The sequence below is a fragment of the Sphingopyxis sp. 2PD genome (assembly GCF_005503695.1).
Classification (GTDB): domain Bacteria; phylum Pseudomonadota; class Alphaproteobacteria; order Sphingomonadales; family Sphingomonadaceae; genus Sphingopyxis.
In genome coordinates, this window is the sequence record NZ_SCMU01000007.1 from 108,092 (window position 1) to 127,957 (window position 19,866).

Annotated in this window: 12 protein-coding genes; 4 read left to right on the forward strand and 8 right to left on the reverse strand. The window is 64.6% G+C overall.

Features of this window, described 5'->3' with window-relative positions:
• Positions 1–358: 358 nt before the first annotated feature.
• Both FFS18_RS08170 and ribA read left to right on the forward strand, forming a co-directional pair.
• Entirely contained in the window at positions 359–1,153 is a 795-nt protein-coding gene (locus tag FFS18_RS08170) for an exodeoxyribonuclease III (RefSeq protein WP_137870399.1), read from the forward strand.
• A complete protein-coding gene (gene ribA, locus FFS18_RS08175) occupies positions 1,150–2,214 on the forward strand; it encodes a GTP cyclohydrolase II (RefSeq protein WP_137870400.1) in 1,065 nt (354 codons plus the stop codon). Before FFS18_RS08170 ends, ribA begins: the two co-directional genes overlap by 4 nt.
• Before the next feature lie 89 nt (positions 2,215–2,303).
• Here the strand turns inward: ribA and FFS18_RS08180 are convergent, their stop codons facing one another.
• From FFS18_RS08180 to FFS18_RS08190, 3 genes are all read right to left on the reverse strand, one after another.
• Positions 2,304–3,110, reverse strand: a complete 807-nt coding sequence (locus tag FFS18_RS08180) for a LytR/AlgR family response regulator transcription factor (RefSeq protein WP_120217847.1) — start codon at positions 3,108–3,110, stop codon at positions 2,304–2,306.
• Complete coding sequence (locus FFS18_RS08185; protein ID WP_120218385.1) at positions 3,107–4,231, reverse strand: sensor histidine kinase; 1,125 nt, start codon at positions 4,229–4,231, stop codon at positions 3,107–3,109. Before FFS18_RS08185 ends, FFS18_RS08180 begins: the two co-directional genes overlap by 4 nt.
• A gap of 64 nt (positions 4,232–4,295) precedes the next feature.
• Positions 4,296–4,817 (reverse strand): winged helix-turn-helix transcriptional regulator, encoded by a 522-nt coding sequence (locus FFS18_RS08190; RefSeq protein WP_120217846.1) that lies wholly within the window; start codon positions 4,815–4,817, stop codon positions 4,296–4,298.
• Positions 4,818–5,076: 259 nt separating this feature from the next.
• Here FFS18_RS08190 and FFS18_RS08195 point away from each other — a divergent pair, with 259 nt between their 5' ends.
• Positions 5,077–7,170: a RelA/SpoT family protein gene (locus tag FFS18_RS08195; protein WP_137870401.1), complete on the forward strand. Its 2,094-nt coding sequence runs from the start codon at positions 5,077–5,079 to the stop codon at positions 7,168–7,170.
• Positions 7,171–7,340: 170 nt separating this feature from the next.
• Here the strand turns inward: FFS18_RS08195 and FFS18_RS08200 are convergent, their stop codons facing one another.
• The 5 genes from FFS18_RS08200 to gdhA all read right to left on the reverse strand — a co-directional run bounded on the left by FFS18_RS08200 (position 7,341) and on the right by gdhA (position 18,606).
• Positions 7,341–11,666 (reverse strand): hypothetical protein, encoded by a 4,326-nt coding sequence (locus FFS18_RS08200; protein WP_171005261.1) that lies wholly within the window; start codon positions 11,664–11,666, stop codon positions 7,341–7,343.
• 165 nt (positions 11,667–11,831) lie between these two features.
• On the reverse strand, positions 11,832–13,763 hold the full coding sequence (locus FFS18_RS08205; RefSeq protein ID WP_249340342.1) for a hypothetical protein: 1,932 nt from the start codon (positions 13,761–13,763) through the stop codon (positions 11,832–11,834).
• Positions 13,764–13,766: 3 nt separating this feature from the next.
• Positions 13,767–15,701 (reverse strand): heme-binding protein, encoded by a 1,935-nt coding sequence (locus tag FFS18_RS08210; RefSeq protein WP_502704170.1) that lies wholly within the window; start codon positions 15,699–15,701, stop codon positions 13,767–13,769.
• 48 nt (positions 15,702–15,749) lie between these two features.
• Entirely contained in the window at positions 15,750–17,198 is a 1,449-nt protein-coding gene (locus tag FFS18_RS08215) for a multiheme c-type cytochrome (RefSeq protein ID WP_137870403.1), read from the reverse strand.
• Positions 17,199–17,250: 52 nt separating this feature from the next.
• Positions 17,251–18,606, reverse strand: a complete 1,356-nt coding sequence (gdhA, locus tag FFS18_RS08220; RefSeq protein ID WP_120217842.1) for an NADP-specific glutamate dehydrogenase — start codon at positions 18,604–18,606, stop codon at positions 17,251–17,253.
• 160 nt (positions 18,607–18,766) lie between these two features.
• Between gdhA and FFS18_RS08225 the strand changes: the two genes are divergently transcribed.
• Complete coding sequence (locus tag FFS18_RS08225) at positions 18,767–19,717, forward strand: tetratricopeptide repeat protein (RefSeq protein WP_249340343.1); 951 nt, start codon at positions 18,767–18,769, stop codon at positions 19,715–19,717.
• Positions 19,718–19,866: the final 149 nt, after the last annotated feature.

A 19,866-nucleotide genomic window follows, 5' to 3' on the forward strand; every position in this document is an offset into this window, starting at 1 on the left:
GGCGTTTTCTTGCAAAATTCCCCGGCCTTTTTCCGCCGAACCGTCGCCCGGCATCGACGAACTGCAAAATCGGCGCATTGCGGCCAATTTCTGTTCAGCTTGGCGACAGGGAGAGCGGGCTATTTCAACTCTCGAAGACGCCAACACGGCCCCGGATTTGGGTTTCCCCCTGTTGCCCCACCCGGATTGCCCGGTGTCTTCATTCAAGAGCGTGACGAACGCTGACCTTGAACCCCCGTTCCACCGCCCCTGGGACGGGGGTTTATGATTCCCGGCGTTTTTTTCCGCTAACGCGGCTTTGCAGCACCAGTCCGCAATCGCATTGCGAACAATGCACCGCGCCGATAGAGCCGACTGCATGACTCGCACCAGCATCGCATCGTGGAATATCAACAGCGTCCGCGCCCGCATCGGCATCGTCGAGAAATTCCTGCGCGAGGAAGCGCCCGACATTTTGTGCCTGCAGGAGACCAAGGTCGAATGCGGCATCTTTCCCAAGGACATGTTCCAGTCGTTAGGCTATGAACACATCATCACCCACGGCCAGCGGATGCACCATGGCGTCGCGATCATCAGCAAGGTGCCGCTGACCGACGTGCGCAAATATGACTGGCAGGCGAATGGCGAGGCGCGCCATGTCGGGGTGACGTTGCCGTCGGGGGTGCGCCTCGACAATGTCTATATCCCTGCCGGCGGCGACATTCCCGATCGCGAGCTCAACCCCAAATTTGGGCAGAAGCTCGATTTCTTTGGCCGCATGACCGAATGGTCGGGGGCGTTGAACGGTACGCCGACGGTGCTGACCGGCGACTTCAACGTCGCGCCGCTCGAAAGCGACGTATGGAACCACAAGGCGCTGCTCGACGTCGTCAGCCACACGCCGATCGAGGTCGAAACGCTCGCGCGGTTGCAGGCGGCGTCGAACTGGGTCGATCTAGGTCGCCATTTCGTTCCGGCGCCGGAGCGGCTCTATACCTGGTGGAGTTACCGCGCCAAGGATTGGGAAGCATCAAACCGCGGCCGCCGCCTCGACCATATGTGGGTGACCCCCGACCTCGTCGACAAAGCGGTGTCGCACCGCATCGTGCAGCCGGCGCGGAGCTGGGAGCGGCCGTCGGACCATATCCCGCTGGTCACGGAATTCGCTTTTTGAGCGACGCCGACCATAGAGGCGCCCGCCGCGCCGCGCGCGCGATCGACGCCTTACGCCGCGGCTGGCCCTTTCGCGTCGAGAGCGCCGACGGCGCGCTCGACCTGCTCGCAGTCGAAAGCGCGCGCGACGACGCGCTCGCCGATTTCGCGAGCCATGATGTGCTGCTGTCGGGCGAGCGCGCGGTCACGCTGAAGCTCACCAACCAGCGCGTCGCCGCGACCCCGGGTCCGGTGCGCCTCGATGCCGCCGCCCCGACCGTCGCCGCGGCGCTGGCGATCGCCGATCCGGCGCTCGACCTCGCCAATCCGCTCAAGGGACCGTTTCGCACCGTCGCCACCGGGAGCGAAAGCGCCGCCTCCGCCGCGATGACGATGGCGCGCCACGCCGGGCTGCTCCCGGCCTTTTTTGTCCGCGCGGCGGCGGGCGACGCCGAAACAGCGTGCCATGCCGAGGATGTCGCGGCGCTGCTCGACCCGTCGCGGCTTCAGATTGCGGCGCGCGCGCGCCTGCCCGTGGCGGCGAGCGAGAGCGCCGAGATCGTCGCCTTCCGTTCGCCCGAAGAAGCCTCCGACCATGTCGCGCTCGTCATCGGAAAGCGCGACGGCAATCCCCCGGTCGTTCGCCTGCACAGCGAATGCCTGACCGGCGATGTGCTCGGCAGTCTGAAATGCGATTGCGGGCCGCAGCTCCACGCCGCGCTGCATGCAATGGCCGACGCGCCGTGGGGGGTGCTGCTGTACCTGCGGCAGGAGGGACGCGGCATCGGCCTCGTCAACAAGCTGCGCGCCTATGCACTGCAGGATCAAGGCTATGACACCGTCGATGCCAATCTCCGGCTGGGGTTTCCGGTGGAGGCGCGCGATTTTGCGATCGCTGGGCGGATGCTGGAATTGCTCAACATCCCGCGCATCCGGCTGATGACGAACAACCCGGAAAAGGTGGCGCGACTGGAAAAGGAGGGCGTCGAGGTGGTCGAACGCCTGCCGCTGGCGCTGCCGACCAACAAATATAATGAGCAATATCTCGCGACGAAACGCGATCGCACCGGTCACCAGCTTTAGAAACACGTCGCTCCCGCGAAGGCGGGGGCCGCAGGCAACGTAGCACTACGCCGATGGCGGCCCCCGCCTTCGCGGGGGCGACGGCCAATTCAATGCACGAACCGCGCAACCACGTCGCGATAGCTTCGACTGACCTTCACCTGCGCGCCCGAACCCAGCACGAGGAAACATTCGCCGTTCGTGTGCGGCTTCACCTGCTTCACCTGCGACAGGTTGACGATCGTCGAGCGATGCACGCGCTGGAAGTTGCGCGGGTCGAGCCGCTTTTCCAGATCCTTCATGGTTTCGCGAAGGATCAGGCTGTTGTCGGCGGTGTAAATGCACATATAGTCGCCCGCGGCGTCGATGCGTTCGATGCTGTCGACATCGACGCGGAAGATCTGGCCGCGATCCTTGATATTGATCATCTTTTCATAGCGATCGGCGGCATGCGCGTCGGGCGCCGCCTCGCTGCCATAATCGTCCGCCGCATCGGGGGCGACCTCGGCCAGCACGGTCTTCAGCCGCTCGACCTCGGCCGCGCCGCGCTTTTCGGTGAGGCGCTGGCGCACGCGGTCGAGCGCGTCGGCCAGCCGTTCGGGTTCGACCGGCTTGACCAGATAATCGACCGCCTGCGCCTCGAACGCGCGGATCGCATGGTCCGAATAGGCGGTGACGAACACCACCAGCGGCGGTTCGACTTCCATCAAGCCCTGGATCACCGAAAAGCCGTCGAAACCCGGCATCTGGATGTCGAGAAAGACCAGATCGGGCTTGTGCGTCTTGATTTTTCGGATCGCCTCGCGGCCATTTTGCGCGGTGTCGACGATTTCAACGTCCGCATGCGGTTCGAGCCGCAATTGCAGGCCTTGGGTGGCCAGTTTTTCATCATCCACCAGGATGGTTCTGATCGTCATGTCCGTTCGGTTCCAATCGTCATTTGCCCATCGGGCTGAAACGGAAACTCGATAATCACCGTGAACCCGCCATCAGCGCCACGTTGAGCGTCGAACCGGTGCTGGTCGCCAAAAGCCTGCGCCAGACGGTCCCTGATATTGGCTAAACCCACGCCGGTCGATTCCGTTGCAAAGCCCGTCGTGGGGTCCGAGCGGTCGGCTGACAATCCCGCCCCGGTGTCGGACACGGTAATCCGAACATTTTGACCGGCCAGTTGCGCGGAAATCGTGATATCGGCGCCGTTTTCCTGCGGTGTGACCGCATATTTGATCGCGTTTTCCACCAGAGGTTGCAGCAAAAGCGAGGGCAGCCTCGCGCGCGCCACAACCGGATCGATCTCGAAATGCGGGCGCAGCCGGTCCTCGAAACGCATCTTTTCGATGTCGAGATAGAGCTTCAGCGTTTCGATCTCCTGCGCCAGCGTGACCTGCGCGGTGGGCTCGTTCGCGAGCGTATAGCGCAGGAACGCCGACAGCCGCGACAGCATCGCATTGGCGGGTTCGGTCTGCTTGAGCAGAACCAGCGTCGAAATGCTGTTCAGCGTGTTGAACAGGAAATGCGGATTGAGTTGATAGCGCAGCATCGCAAGCTGCGCCGACGCAGCCTGCGCCTCGAGCCGCAGCACGCGGTCATTCTGTTCCTCGAGCTGGAGGAAATAGTTGATCGCGAAATAGAGCGCTGACCACGCCGCGAGCGACGTCGCGTCGATATAGACGGCGCCGAGAAGCAGGCTAGTGAAACCCGCCTCGCTGTTCGGATTCTGGATCTGCGCCACCCAGGCGTCGATAAACGCCCATAGCGCCGTCGCGAGCCCCGACAGGCCGAAGCTCACGCCCCACATCAGCAGGGGGCGGCGGCTGATCAAGGCGCGGTAGCAGACCGCCAGAATGAGCGAGAGCGAGAAGCCGGTGATCGCCGAAATCGTCTGCGGGATCAGAAAGGTCAGCGGCTGCCCGTTGGCGAGGCCCGAAACCCCGCGCAGGCCGAGCCACGCGGCCCAGCCCAATAGCTGGAGGTTCCAGAAGGCGCGGACCTTGTTGTCGAAAAAGGGTCCCGGCGAAGACAGGCGAAACAGCGGCATGGGGGTCCGGTAGGTCGCGATGGTCAGCGGCCGCGGATACGCAGCCGGAACCCGGCGCAGCCGATCATTCGGCGGCCACCGGCGCCATCGCACCGTCGGCGCGCTGGCGAGCCTGACCAAGCGGCTGGAGCTCCGCGCGATGCTTCCACAGCAGTTCCTTGTAACCAATCACGCGCCCATCATGCGCGGTCAGCGTCACCGGCCCGATCGGCTGTTCGTCGCGCGCGTCGACCAGCACCGGGGTCGACGGCACACCCGCGCCCCATTTCTCGCCCCATTGGCGCAGCGCGATCATCGCCGGCAGCAACTCGATACCCTTTTGGGTCAGCTGGTAACGCACCTTGCGGCGGTCTTCGGCCATCACTTCGCGCGCCATGATGCCATGATCGACCAGCCGCGACAGCCGGTTCGACAGGATGTTGCGCGCGATGTTCAGTTCCTGCTGAAACTCCTCGAAATGATGGACGCCGTTAAAGGCAGCGCGCAGGATCATGAACGACCAGCGTTCGCCCATCGCTTCCAGCGCCAGCGGCAGGGCGCAATTGCCCCCATCCATGTCGTTCAGCAGTTCGCGTAATTTTCCCATGCCCTATGCCCTAACGTAAAATCGACCCCTGCGCCAAAAAAATATAGGGGCTTCGTTTCATTTCGCAACGCGATACATTTGCTGTGGCAGGCCACGCGAATCCGCCCGACGACGCTCGCGACTCGCTTCGCGCCTGCCATCATGCGCCCCCGCGCGACCGATGCTTCCACTCGCCGTTATCAAAGTTGCTAACGCACTGGCGAACGGCGCAATCAAATTTCGCATTGCAATTGCGCCGACATGAACGACATTGAACGTAATGCTGAGGCAATATGAACTTGTCGAGCGCGTGCGCGCTTATGATCCCGACGTTGACGAGGCGCTGCTCAACCGCGCCTATGTGTTTACTGTCCAGAAGCATGGCAGCCAGAAGCGCGCGTCGGGTGACCCCTATTTCAGCCATCCGGTCGAGGTGGCGGGGATTTTGACCGACCTCCATCTCGACAGCGAGACGATCGTCACCGCGCTGCTCCACGACACGCTCGAAGACACGCTGACCACGCCCGAAGAGATCGAGCGGCTTTTCGGTGCTGACGTTGGACGGCTGGTCGATGGGGTGACCAAGCTCAGCAAGATCGAGGCGCAGACCGAGAATGAGCGCGCCGCCGAAAATCTGCGCAAATTCCTGCTCGCGATGTCCGACGATATCCGCGTGCTGCTGGTCAAGCTGGCCGACCGGCTGCACAATATGCGGACCCTGCATTTCATCAAAAATCCCGACAAGCGGCGGCGCATCGCCAAGGAGACGATGGACATCTATGCCCCGCTCGCCGAGCGGATCGGCATGTATGAATATATGCGCGAAATGCAGCTGCTTGCCTTTCGCGAGCTCGAACCCGAAGCCTATGCGACGATCACCGGGCGGCTCGCCAAACTCACCGCCGGCGGCAAGGACAAGGTTGCCGAGATCAGCCGCGAGTTCAAGGAATTGCTGGCGAAAAGCGGCATCGAGGCCGAAGTATCGGGCCGCGAAAAGCACCCCTATTCGATCTGGCGCAAGATGCAGGAACGCCACGTCAGTTTCGAACAGGTGACCGACATCATCGCGTTCCGGATCATCCCCCCGACCGACGCCGATTGCTACGCCGCCCTGGGATTGCTCCACCGCAAATGGAAAATGGTCCCCGGGCGGTTCAAGGACTATATCTCGACCCCGAAACGCAACGGCTATAAATCGCTGCACACGACGATCATGCATCAGCAGAATATGCGGATCGAAATCCAGATCCGCAGCCTCGGCATGCACCAGCAATCCGAATTCGGGCTCGCTGCGCATTGGGCGTACAAGCAGGGCGGCAGCACGCCCGACGGCCAGGCCGGGTGGATTCGCGACCTGATCGAAATCCTCGAGCAGACGCACGATCCCGAGGAGTTCCTCGAGAACACCCGCATCGCGATGTATCAGGACCGCATCTTTGCCTTCACCCCGAAGGGCAGCCTGCACCAGCTGCCCAAGGGCGCGACCCCGGTCGATTTCGCCTACGCCGTCCACACCGGCCTCGGCGACCGTACCGTCGGCGCCAAGGTCAATGGGCGGCTGGTGCCGCTGCGCACCCAGCTCAACAACGGCGATACGGTCGAAATCCTGTCGTCGGACAAGCAGACGCCGCAACCCGCGTGGCTCGGCTTTGCGGTCACCGGCAAGGCGCGCGCGGCGATCCGCCGCCATGTGCGGTCAAAGGAAAAGGTCGAGCTCGCGGCGCTCGGCCGCAAGATGTACGACGAAATCGTCGCGCGCCTGCCCAACAAGGTCGGCGACAAGGCGCGTGCCGCGGCGCTGACCCGCTTGAAGCTCGACAATGACAGCGCGCTTTACGTGGCGATCGCCAAGCAGCGGTTGACCGACAATATGGTGCTCGAAGCGCTGGTCCCCGGCATCACCGCCGAGATGAAAGCAAAGCCCGGCAAGCTGGCGCAAGGCGCCGCGGTGTCGATCGCGGGGCTGACCCCCGGCGTCGCCTATCAGCTCGCCGATTGCTGCCACCCGGTGCCCGGCGACCGCATCGTCGGGCTGGCGCGCCCCGACGAGGGGATCGAGGTGCATGTCATTGACTGCCCCAGCCTCGCCGACGGAGTCGATGCCGACTGGATCGACCTCCGCTGGCAGGAAGACAGCGAAGGCGGCAACGCGCGGCTGTGCATCGTCATTTTGAACGAACCCGGGACGCTCGCCGAAATGTCAGGCATCCTCGCCGCCAATTCGGCGAACATCACAAATTTGCGGCTGTCGAACCGCGAGGGCGGTTTCCACACCTATGACGTTGTCGTCGAAGTGCGCGACGTGCAGCATGTGATGCGGATATTGTCGGCGCTGCGCGCGTCGGACACGGTGGTGCAGGCGGAGCGGCTTTAGCTGCGGTGGTGACGTCGGCTTTGGGGTGGGGAGCGGACGTTCCGACTGACCGTCGCCCCCGCGAAGGCGGGGGCCGCTAGCTGCCTATCCCTGCGTCGCTGCGTAAACCGACAGCGGCCCCCGCCTGCGCGGGGGCGACGGCTAGTTTCGGTCGTTACCTGTCCTTATCGTCAGTTCGGATAGGCTAATGGCGGTCGCCACGCGCCCTGATCGACCTCGTCGCGGACCTTGTACACCAGCCCCTTGCTGTTCAGGAACAGCTTCTCCATCTCGGGCCGCGTGAACGGCCGCGAGCCGAGGCGGCCGAACACCGCCATCTGGCCGCCGGTCTCGTCGACCCCGCGGTCGCGGTCGAGCCCTTTCGACAGCGCGAGCGCGGGTGACGGCGTCTTGGCCCAGGCGATCAGTTCGGGGGTCGGTTTGGGCGAGAAGCCATAGAGCCCGGGATTGTCGGGGCTGGTCAGCTGGATCACCTTGATCCCGCCGCGCCCGTCGGCGACATAGCCGAACAGCGACGCGTTGGTCGACGCGACGATGACATCCTCGGCATCGGTCATGCTGCCGCCAAAGGTCAGCCCCGGCCAGACGAGCGGCGCCGCGGGGCGCGTGACATCGACGATGACCAGCCCGTCCGCCTTCGCCGCGACGTACATATAGGTGCGCGCGAGATAGATTTTGCGCGCATTGGCGAGCCGGATCGTCCCTTCGGGCACCGCAACCGGCTGTGCCAGATTGGTGACGTCGAACAGCTTCACCCCTTCGGCATCGGTGACCCAGAGGTAGCGGAACTGCACCGCGCTCGCGCGCGCATCGGTGAGCGGCAGCTGCGCGGTGACTCTGGGCGCGAGCGGGGTCGAGAGGTCGAGCACGACCAGCCCCGCGTCGGTGGTGATATAGGCGATGCTGCCCGCCAGCGTCACATGCCGGGCGCCCGCGAGCACATTGCCCTCGTTCCAGGTCAGCGCGCGCTTGAACTTGTTGTTGCGGAACTCGCCATCGGCCAGCGTATCGACGTCGACCAGCACCAGCCCCTCGACGCTGTCGGTGATGACGGCGTAGCGATAGATGTCGTGCATCACCTGTTCGTGGTTTTCAGGGAAGTCGCGGACGATCGCCTCGTTGCGGCTGACGCTGATCGGCTGGGTCGTCGCCAGCGCCATGCAGGTCGCGTTTTTGGTTCTTACATGCGTGTCGTGGCCGAGCGCCGAGAAGGGCGCGCGGACGATGCGTTCGGAGAAGCCCTTGTTGCCGATCGAGGCGACGTCATAGACGCGGAAGCCCCCGCGGCCCTCGGCGACGAACATATATTCGCCGCGCTGTTGCAGGCAATTCACCCGGCCGCTGGTCCCCTGGACGATATTGGCGAATTCCTCGAGCGCCTGCGTCTCGCCCGACCCCTTTTTGTCGAAAATCTTGCCGCGCACCCAGTTCTTGAGCTCGCGACCGTTCTGGTCGACGTGGAGGCGCCAGTAATCGGGGTAGCTATATTTGTGCAGATAGCTGCCGATCACCGCCTGCGGCTCGTCCCATTCGGTGACGCGCGTCGCCTGGAAACCATCCTCCATCCCCGACCAGACGTTGAGGCCGACGAAGTTCACGAAGTTGGTACCGAGCAGCATCAGCTGCGACATGATCGCATTATTGTCGTCGTTCGCCGAGACATGGCAGTCGCTGCACTGCTTGGTTTCCTGGCGGCGCACCGTGTGCGGGAAATGCGGGGCGAAGGCCTGGCTCGAATAGCCCGCCGACGAGATCGGCGGCTGCTGCACATAGATGCGCTCGCGATTTATGTTCGTCGACGACAGGATCAACGCCGAGGTCGAACGCACCGGGGTGATGATGCCGCGCACCTCGCCGTTCGAGCCCGGTTCGCCGGGCTTGGTCAGCTGGTGGCGGCCGAGCTGGAACATCTCGTCGCGCGCCACCTGCGGGTTGTAGGTCGCGAAATTGCGCGTCTCCTCACCCTCGAAATGGTGCATCTTGGTTTTCCAGTTCGCCTCGATCGGCAAATGGCAACCGCCGCAGCTCGTCGTCCACGACAGGTGACAGGTGAAGCAGGTCAGCTTGTCGTCGCCATGCGCGCGGTCTTCCTTGGCGACGCCCGGGCCCCATTCGAACTTTCCATCCTCGCTACCCGCGCGTGCCATCAGCTTGGCGCGCGCCGCCTTGGCGTTGAAATGCGGCCCCTCGGTCACCGATTGCTTGACCAGGCTGACCTGCCATTCGAGTTTGGGATCGACGATCGACCGCTGGATCAGGCCGATGACTTCGGCATCGTCATTATATTGGAATTCGAAGCGGCGGCGCCCGTCGGGATTGCGGAGCAGCGCGAGATTATTGCCCTGCGGCCGCGCCGCGACGTTCGAGGTCAAGAGGTTCGGGAAGGCGTCGGCGGTGCCGTGGCAATCCTTGCAGCTGATCTCGACCGCGTTCGCGACCTCGCCCTGGATATAGCCGTTGCCATGGCTGTCCTGCGCGAAATGGCAGTCGGCGCATTGCATTCCCTTTTCGGCGTGGATGTCCATCATATGGACCGCCTTGCCGGGGTTGATGCCGGGCGCGACGAACTTGCCCTCGATCCCCGGCCTCTCGGGATCGGCGCTCGACAGGCAGAGGTCGCGCTCCTTGGGATCGGTGTAATGGCTACAGCTTTTGCGCCATTTTTCGGGATCCTTGGGATCGATGATGTTCGCGGTGTCGGTGCCATAGGTCGACATATTGCCGTCGGCGTTCAGCAGATTGCCGTTGCGGTCGCGTTTGAAGATGCCGCGGAAGTTCCAGCCATGGCCGTGATAATCGGCGAACTGCGTGTCCTTGTTGGTGTCGTTGACGTCATAGACGTCGCGCAGGAATTCGACATCGGCCCACAGCCCGCGCGTCGCCGCGCCTTCGGGGTTGCGTTCGAGCACCTTATGCGCCTCGGCGGCGGTCGGGTAGCGCTGCTGCTTGTATTTCTTCTGATAGTCTTCGTCGCTCATCCCCGGCGGGCGCGGCGCGGTGTTGTCGGGGCCGGGCCACAGCTGCGGCGCGTCCGATTCATAATCCCACATCGTGTAGCCGAGGTACGAGTTCAGGAAGATGTTCGGCTGGTGCATGTGGCAGGTCATGCACTGCGAGGTGGGAATCGCGCGGGTGAAGGCGTGGCTGATCGGATGCCCCGATTCGCGGCGCGGGCGCGGTTCGCGTTGCGGCGCGCCTGGCGCCGCGGCGGCGGGGTCGATCAAGCCGCCATGGCCGGTGCCGCCGACAAAGCCATCATCGGGCGCCATATGCGATGCGTCCGAATGCCCGCCCCCCGCGGGCTTCTTGCCGCCGTCGTAACCGCCGCCGGTCCATAGTTTCTCGCGGATCGTCGGGTCGACGGTGTCGGTTTCACCGTCGCGGCCGAACTTCGCATAGGTCAGGCTGTGGCGCGGCTCGCGGTCATTGGCATAGACGACGTGACAGCCCGAACAGCCCGAATGGCGATAATCGCCCGGCTGGTCGTTGGTGCCCATGAACCACATCAGCGGATCGTTGAGGCGCGTCTTGTGGATGTTGAGCACGGGGATCGCGACGCGCAGCCCGGTGCCGGGGCCGCGGTTCGATTGTTTGAGGTCGGGGCGGCCGGGCTCCTCGAGCCGCTGGATGCTGCCGGTCGGATTGGGCAGGCCGATTTCGGGGAATTGCGTGTTGATATTGCGCCCGCCGCGCTCGAAGACGCGGAACACGTCGCCCGGCGGGATGACGCTCCAGCGCGGCAGCGGATACATCTTCGCCAGCGCGCCGCGCTTTTTCTCGGCGTCGGTCAATATCTTGTCGAAGCCGAAGCTCGGCTTGCACGCCTCGGCATATTCCTCTTTCGTCAGCCGCGACGAGGGCGAGAGGATGCATGCGGGCTTGCCGTCGCGCGTATAAGCCTCTCCGAACACGTAATTTTTATATGGCACGATGCCATTGTTATACGCCGCCCCGCCCCACAGCATCGCCGACGTCGACATCAGCGATCGTTCGGTCGCCTCGATCACTTCGAGGTGGCAGGCGCCGCACGCCTCGCGCGCGACGCGGTAGTCGCTGGGGTTCACGAAGCGGATGAATTCGGGCGATTCCTTGTTGAGCAAGGTGTAGCTGCGCACCGGGTTCGCCGAGCTGTCGTGCCAGGCGCCGGGCAGGGTCGGCTGCGGATGCGCGAGCGCCATCACCGCCTTGTTCGTCGGATGTTTATAGCCGAGCGAGGGGGTGCCGACCTGGCTCGCGTCGCCGCCGTGGCAATCGGTGCAACCCAGCCGCACCGCGGGGGTCGCGTGCATCGACGGCTGGTCGGTGCGGGTGTGGCAGCTGTAGCAACCCTCCGACTTGGCGGCGACATCGGCCTCGCTCTGCTCGCGGGGCGCGGGCGGGGTGAAGCGATAGGTGATCTTGAGCGGCTTCTCTTCCTCGGCAGCGCGCGTGACGCTGACGCCGAAGGCGGCGCACATCGCGATGAAGGCCAACAGGGCGAAAAGTTTGCGCATCATTGTCTGACCACCATGTTCCCCCGCGAAGGCGGGGGCCCATCTCCCACGCCCTCGTTTTCCTCCAACCGCTTGCTGGATATCGCGATGGCAGGTGATGGACCCCCGCCTTCGCGGGGGAACGGAAGGGAGAGGGATGCAAAGGAAGGGTCGGATCGCATCAGCATCTCAGAAACTCAAGATCACATTGGCGAGGATCGACACATAAGCGTCGTTCTTCTGTTTGTTGTCGAACAGGTCCTTGAACCCCTTGCCCGGCAGCAGCACCGCGCCGCTGAGGCGCCCGACGATGTTCTGCGTCGCTTTCGGCCGCCAGATCGTCGCCACCGACAGGTCGAAGCCGATATCCTTGGGGATCGAGCCCTCCATGCGCAGCGCCTGCAAGGAGGAGGTGTTTTCGAACCACAGGTGGTTGGCGTTGGCACTGACACGAAATTCCGGGGTCAGGTCGAAATCGGCGCCGACCCCGACAAACACCGTGCCGGGATTGTTGAAGTTCGACTGCCCTTCCTCTTTCGACGAGCGCAGCGAATTCAAGATGCCGTTGCGACCGTTGATCGAAATGACGCGCCCGCCGCCGGCAAAGGGGATGGTCTGGCGGATCCAGTAACTGGTATCGGCGCCGCCGAAGATCGGGTTCTCGAAAATCGCGTCGAAGCCGCCCTCGGTGTTGTTATACGGGTCGCCGTCGCCGGTGGCGTAAAGGCCGGAGAGGCGAAAGCGCAGCCAGTCGACATCATAGCTGAGTTCGACCGCGCCAAACCCGGCGCGGATCTGCGCCGGTTTGCTGGTGAAGAAGCTGTTCCGGTCCTCGCCCAGCGCGGCATAGAAGCTGGCGGTCAGGTTGATCCGCCCGATGCGGCCATCGGCGCTGTAGCCCAGATAGACGACATCATATTCGCGCCCGCGCAGGTCACCGAGCAGCGCAGGACGCACCGGGAAACCATTGTGGTCGATCTGAACATCGTTTTTTTCGCGGTTCATATTGTAGGTCACGCTGACCTGGCTGGTCAGCCCGACGACCGGAAAATCCTGGCGATAGAGATTGGCGGTCAGCACAAAATCGTCGCGCGGGGTCTGGGTGATGTCGTTGAGCCCCGAGTTCGTATCCTTTTCGAGCCGCCAGAAGGCGGCGAAATTATACTGGAAGCGGTTGTTGTCGCGATTGCCGAAGAAACGCAGCCCCAGCTGGCTGTCGTTGAACAGAAAGCCGCGAAAATCGCTCTGGAACGGCTGGATCCCGAGCCGCACCGAATAGAAATCATAACGGTCCGACGTGTTGCCGAGATGTTTGTCGACGAACAATTCCTGCACGCCCAGGAACGCGTCGTAGCGATGGCTCGCCTTCGACGGCCGCACGTCGAGCACACGCCGTTCGGGGACGTCGACATAATTGGCCTGGTACGCCAGCGTGACGCGATATTCGATGTCGGGCGGTTTGAACGCGGTCGACCCCTTGATCAGCGCCGCGCCGACGATGAAGGTTTGCGCAAAGACAAAGCTGCGGTCCTTGCCGAACACGTCGAGGCTGCCCGGCCGTTCGGTGGTCTGGACCCCGACGGGGATCGGGAAGGTGCGCGGTTCGAACACGGTGTCGGACACCGCATTGGCGACGATGAACCAGTCGTCGCCCTTGATCGGCAGCCACGGCACCTTCGCCGGATCGATCGCGCGGTCTCCCTTGTAGGTGTTCTGGTGATAGGGGTCGAACCAGCGTTCCTTGACCACCCCCAGGCTTTCGATCAGGCGCCAGCGGTCGGGGACCGGCAGCTGGTCTTCCATCCCCGGAAACGCCTGCGGCGGCGGCGGACGCAGCGCGCCGACATTGTCCTGCGTCAACGCATCGGGCAGGTCGGGGCGATAGCCGGGGCGGCGACGCCCCTCGATGATCTGCGTAACCAGATCGTCCTTGATCATCTCCTGCCAGTCGACCGGCGGAGGCGGCGGGATCAGTTCGTCGGCAGGCTGTTCGGCGGTCGCGCCATCGGTGGCGACTGCGGGATCGGCAGGCGTGGGCGGCGGCGTCGCGACCTCGCCGCCCGGCGCACCCTGCGCCGCGAGCGTTGCGATGATCGGCCACAGGCTGCCCCCCGTCATCATCGCCTATAGCCCTTCGCAGACATTTTGGGTCGCGCTGTCGAGGAACGGCGCGAAGGGACAGCTGATGTAGCGCAGCCGGACGGTGCGATTGTCGGCGAGCGTCACCACCACATTGTCCGACCGGATCGTCCTTGGCGCATTGCCGATGCCGCCAACGCGCGCGCCGCCATTATGCGCGCCGAGGAAGCTGATCATGTCATCCTGATCGATCCCGTCGCCCGACACCCCGATCGCGCCGACGAGCTGGCTGCCGCGATAGATGGGGACCGAGCCGGGGAAAATCTGGATGCCGTTCTGGAGCCGGTTCTGCCCCGCCGCGACGTCGGGCAGGGTGGTGCAGCGTGCCGGGGTATCGGTCGCGCTGGCGCCCGAAACAAACCCCAGATGCGCACCGAGATTGCCGATGATGAGCGCCGATTGCAGCCCGGTCGAGAAGGGATTGAACTGCGCGATCGGGCGCGACAGTGGGCCGTTGGGACGCCCGACTTCGCCGTCGGGGAAGTAGGGGCGCGACAGATTGCCGTTGGCGCGGTCAGAGAAGGCGATGGTGCCGGTGAGCGCCGCGGGATTGTTCAGGAAGGCGCGCGTCGCGGGGACGAACTGGCGGATGTCGGCGCTGGCATTGGCGCCAAGCTCATTCCCCGCCTGCGCGCCCGAGAAGAAGGCCGCCGTGCGCGCCTTCTGCAAGCTGACGTCGGTGCCGAATATCGGCGCGTCGGGCGAGCGCACGATACCGAGCACCGAACCATGGGTATCGACGATGCTGATCGTCACCTGCGCCCGGCTGTCGAGCGGGCGGCGGATCTGCGCGCGCGCGCGGCTCATCACCGTGAACGCTTCCTCGAGCACCGCGCGCGCCTCGGCCTGCGTCAACGGCGCGCTGTTGGTTGCGCCATCGGTCCCGGCGCGGAGCGGATAGCGGTTCGCGCCGCTGCCGTCGGTCAGGATAAAGGCGTCGCGGTTGGAAAATTCGGCGGCGGTCGCGGCGCGGATGCCCGACGCTTCGCTGCCATAGGCGACCCCCGCGGTGATCGCGGCATTGGCATAGCCGGTCACCGCCACCAGATTGCCCGCGCTGCCGTTGAGGCTGGCAAAGCTGGCGCTGCCGCTGGTCATCACCCCGGCAAAGGTCGCGTCGGAAAAGCGCAAGCTCGTGCCGTCGACAGTGATCTTGTCGGCGGTGATCGTCGACGGCGCCTCAAACCCGCGCGTCCCCGCGAGCGCGATGAATTCTTCGGCATCGTTGTCGATGTCGAGGATATTGGGATCGCTGCCATAGACGCCGTCGCCCATCACCCCGATGCCGCCGACGAGCACGCCATTCTTGTAGAGCGGCAGCCCGCCCGGATCGGCGGCAAGGCCGAGCGGCGAGCGTTTGGGGCCGATCAGCGCCGCGCTGCCCGCCGCGCCGAAACGCGCTGACAGGTCGCTGCACGGCAGTTGGCTGAACTGCACCCCGAACAAGGGGCCGCTTTCGAGGCCGACCGTGGTCGGCGCAGGCGGGAAATGTTCCTGGACGATCTGGCTGGCGGTGCGCGTCGAAAAGGCGTTGCCGCCGCTCGAGAGATACGCGCCTGTCACCGCCTTGGCGATCGCGCCGCCCTCGGCCGGGAAGGTCACATTCTGCGCGTCGATATTGACGCCATTCGGCGCCGCCGAGGTCGTCGCGGTGGCGCGCGCGCCGGTCATGCGGAAGACGCCGAGCACATTGCCGACGCGGTCGGTCACCGCGATCACCGACGGCAGATTACGCGCCTGCGCTTCGGCGATCGCCTGCGCCATTACGCGTTCGACATCGGCAACGGTCAGCGCTTCGGCGGCGGGCGGCGTATAGAGACCGCCGGTCGGGGTTGGCGTCGGCGCGGGCGCCGGGCTGGGGGTCGGGGTGCTGCCACCGCCCCCGCCACCGCCGCACGATGTCAGCAGCAGCGCTCCCATCGCCGCAAAAGCCGCCGAGCGGAAAAGATGCGCCTTGCCCTGCATGACTTACCGCAGCGCCCGGATCGCGCGCACCGCGCTGCCGAAAGATGCCTGGAATTCGGCGGGCTTATACGCGTTGGGGTCCTTCACCGCGGCATAGGCGCGATCGATGTCGCCGCGGATGCCCGCGGCTGCGCCAACGGTGACGCGCCCCGACGACACCATCGCGTTGAGCAAGGTATCGACCCCCATCACCGCTTGCTGCGATCCCGAATAGTCGGTGAAGCGATCGTTGATCGCTTTCGCCGAAATCGCGTCGACCATCGCAAAGGCGTCGGCGCCCGAAAAGCTGCGCGCCGCGAAGGCGCTCTTGAGCGCCGCGACCGTTTGCGACAGCTGCGCCGCCGCCTGCACCGCGCTCGCCCGGTCGGTCGCCATCGCCTTGTGGAAGGCTGCGGTGCGCGCCGCCAGCTGGTCGGCCAGCGCGGGCGACGCCATGCGGGCGGCGGCGGCGAGCATGATCAGATTTTCGTCATTATAGGGCGGCATCCCTTCGGGAATGTCGCGGCCCGGATTATCGACGCCGGTGCGCACCGGCTTCGCCTGGTCGAAGATGCGGCGGTGGCAGCTGTGGCAGTCGAGGAAATAGAATTCAGGGAACATCCCCTCGGTCCCGCGGCGCGACTGGAACAGCGCCAGGCTGCGCTCGATCGCGGTCGCCTGTCCCACCGCCCACATCTGGACATGGTCGGTGCGCCCGGTCGCCGAACCGAACTTGCGCCAGCCATAATCGGCATCTTCCTGATGATGCGCTTGCAGCGTCGAGAAGAGGTCGAGCTCGAAAGCGATACGCGGATGCCCTGCCGCCATGATGCGGTGGGTGACGAACTGGCCGTCGGCCGCCGACCCGAAATGGCAATCGACGCAAACTCCGGCGCGGACCACCGGATCCTCGAGCTTCTTGAGGCCCGCCGCCAGATTGGCGAGATGTTTCTGGCGCATTTCGGCGTCGGGATTGGCGCTGGTCCCGACCCCGGCATAATGGCTGGCAAGCCAGCCGCCCGCGGGACCGTGGCAGGATTCGCACCCGACCCCATCCTCGGTCGGCACGCTGCCGCGCATTGCGCCCTTGGCGGCGACCGCACCTGCGGTGGCGTGACAGCCGATGCACATCTGCGCGGTGGCAGGGTCGCCGATGCCGAGGTTGCGCGCGATAAACTGGCTGCGGTTGTTGCTGAGCACCGCCCAAGCGCGGCTGTGCGCGCCGCCGGGGGTCGAGGGTTCCTGCCATTTCATCAGCTCGTCCTGGCGGACGACGGTACCGTCGCCTTCCATCCGGCCATGACAGGTCGATCCCGCGCACGAAGCGACGCCGGTGTAGCGGGCGCCGACGTCGCCTTGCGACTGCGCCGGGGGAGCGAAGGCGAACGCCGCAATCGCGAGCAGCATCAGCGCCAGAACAGCAAGCGCCGCCCAGACCCGATCGCCGCGCTCCTTTCCAGCGTGCGTCGTCATTCGCGAATACCCCTTTTCCCCCGGTCCGGCGCTTTTGCGCTCAGGACCGCAACTACACTACCCCGAAAGCCAGCATCGCGTCAGCGACTTTCTTGAAACCGGCGATATTCGCACCCTTCACATAGTCGATATAGCCGCCGCCCCGATCGCCATAGGTCAGGCAGCTTTTGTGGATGCCGTCCATGATGTCCTTGAGCATCTGTTGCAACTCGGCCTCGCTCCAGCTGCGGCGTCCGCTGTTCTGGCTCATTTCCAGCCCCGACACCGCGACCCCGCCGGCATTGGCGGCCTTGCCCGGCGCGAACATGATCTTCGCATCCTTGAACACATGCACGCCCTCAAGGTTGGTCGGCATGTTGGCGCCTTCCGACACCGCGATACAGCCGTTGGCGACCAGCGTCTTGGCATCGTCGCCAAGCAGCTCATTCTGCGTCGCGCATGGCAAGGCGACGTCGCATTTGACGCCCCACGGGGTCTTGCCCGCGGTGAAGCTCGCGCCCTTGAACTCCTCGCAATATTCCTCGATCCGGCCGCGGCGGTGCGTCTTGTGCGCCTTCACCCAGTCGATTTTCTCCTGGGTGATGCCGTCGGGGTCGTGAATGAAGCCACCCGAATCGGAGAGTGTCAGCACCTTGCCGCCCAGCTGGACGATCTTTTCGGCCGCGTGCGTCGCGACATTGCCCGAACCCGAGATGACTGCGGTCTTGCCGGTCAGATCCTGCCCCTTGGCGGCGAGCATATTGGCGAGGAAATAGACCGCGCCATAACCGGTCGCCTCGGTGCGGATGAGCGAGCCGCCCCATTCCAGCCCCTTGCCGGTCAGCACCCCGGTAAATTCGTTGGTGATCCGCTTATACTGGCCGAACATGAAGCCGATTTCGCGCCCGCCCACCCCGATGTCGCCCGCAGGAACGTCGATGTCGGCGCCGATATGGCGATAGAGTTCGGTCATGAAACTTTGGCAAAAGCGCATGATCTCTCGCACGCTCTTGCCCTTGGGATTGAAGTTCGACCCGCCCTTGCCGCCGCCCATCGGCAGCCCGGTCAGCGCATTTTTGAACGTCTGTTCGAAGGCCAGGAATTTCAGCACCGATTCGGTGACCGACGGGTGGAACCGGATGCCTCCCTTATACGGGCCGATGGCGTTGTTGTTCTGGACGCGCCAGCCGCGCTGGACGCGGATATTGCCGTTGTCGTCCTCCCAGCAGACGCGGAACGACACCACCCGGTCGGGCTCGGCGATCCGCCGCAAAATCTGCTGCGCGTGATATTCTTCCTTGTCGGCGATGAAATCGAAGATGTCTTCCGACACCTCCTGCACCGCCTGGACGAACTCGGGTTGCCCCGGGTTGCGCTTTTTCACGCCCTCCATGAACGTCGCAAAATCGACGTGATCCGAAACTGCCATGCACCCCTCCCCTAGTCTGACTGGGAAAGCCGGTGCGACCCCGACGATATTTTAATCGTTGACCGACCTTGTATGTCAAAGGCTACACCATCGCCAAGCAAAGGCAATATGACAGCGCGCACAGGCGGCATTTTTTCGCGCGCCGGGTAAAGGGGCAAAAATGAGCGAGACCAAGAGCATGGCCGACGACAAGCAGCGCGGCATGACCGGTACCAACCGCGCCATCCTGATCGCCGCCATCATATTGCTAGCCGCCGCGATCGGATATGCGATCTGGCGCGATTCGGCGCCTGCCGCGATCGGCGCGGCGGCGCCAAATGCGACCGCGCCCGGCGACCAGCTCGCCGCGCTGGAGGCGCGAACGAAAAGCGAGCCGAGCAGCGCCGACGCCTGGACCGCGCTCGGCGCGGCGCGATTCGACCTTGGCGATTTTGGCGGGGCGGCGGCGGCGTATGAAAAGGCGACGGCGCTGTCTCCCAATTCGGCGGGACTTTGGTCGGCACTGGGCGAGGCGCGGGTGATGGGCAGCGACAGCGACCCGATGCCCGCCGCGGCGCTTGCCGCGTTCGACAAGGCAATCGCGCTCGACGCCAGGGATCCGCGTGCGCGCTATTTCCTCGCGGTCAAAAAGGATATTGGCGGCGATCACCGCGGCGCGATCGACGACTGGTTCGCGCTGCTCGCCGACACGCCGCAGGGGGCGCCGTGGGAAGCGGACCTCCGCCGCACGATCGAACAGGTTGGCGCGATCCACAAGATCGATGTCGCGGCGCGGCTCGCCAGCACGCAGCCGCGCCCGCTCACCGCCGACGAGATGCCCGTCGCGGCGCGCGCGATCCCGGGGCCGAGCCGCGCCGACATGGAAGCGGCATCACAGCTGCCCAAGGGTCAGCAGGATGCGATGATCCAGGGCATGGTCGACGGGCTGGAGGCCAAGCTGAAAGCGAACCCGGCCGATGTCGACCGCTGGATCATGCTGATGCGCAGCCGGATGACGCTGGGCGAAAGCGCGAAAGCCGCGCAGGCGCTGAAGGACGGGATTGCGGCGAACCCGGCGGCGGCGGGGCGGCTGAAGGCGCAAGCGCAGCTGCTGGGCGTGCCGGGGGCGTAGAATGATTGGTTCGCACGAAGACACAAAGACACGAAGACTATCCACCCTTCCGTTCGCCCTGAGCTTGTCGAAGGGTCGTTCTTTCTTTTGACCGCGGAAGAAGAACAGTGCTTCGACAAGCTCAGCACGAACCGGACAAAACCCTCTTA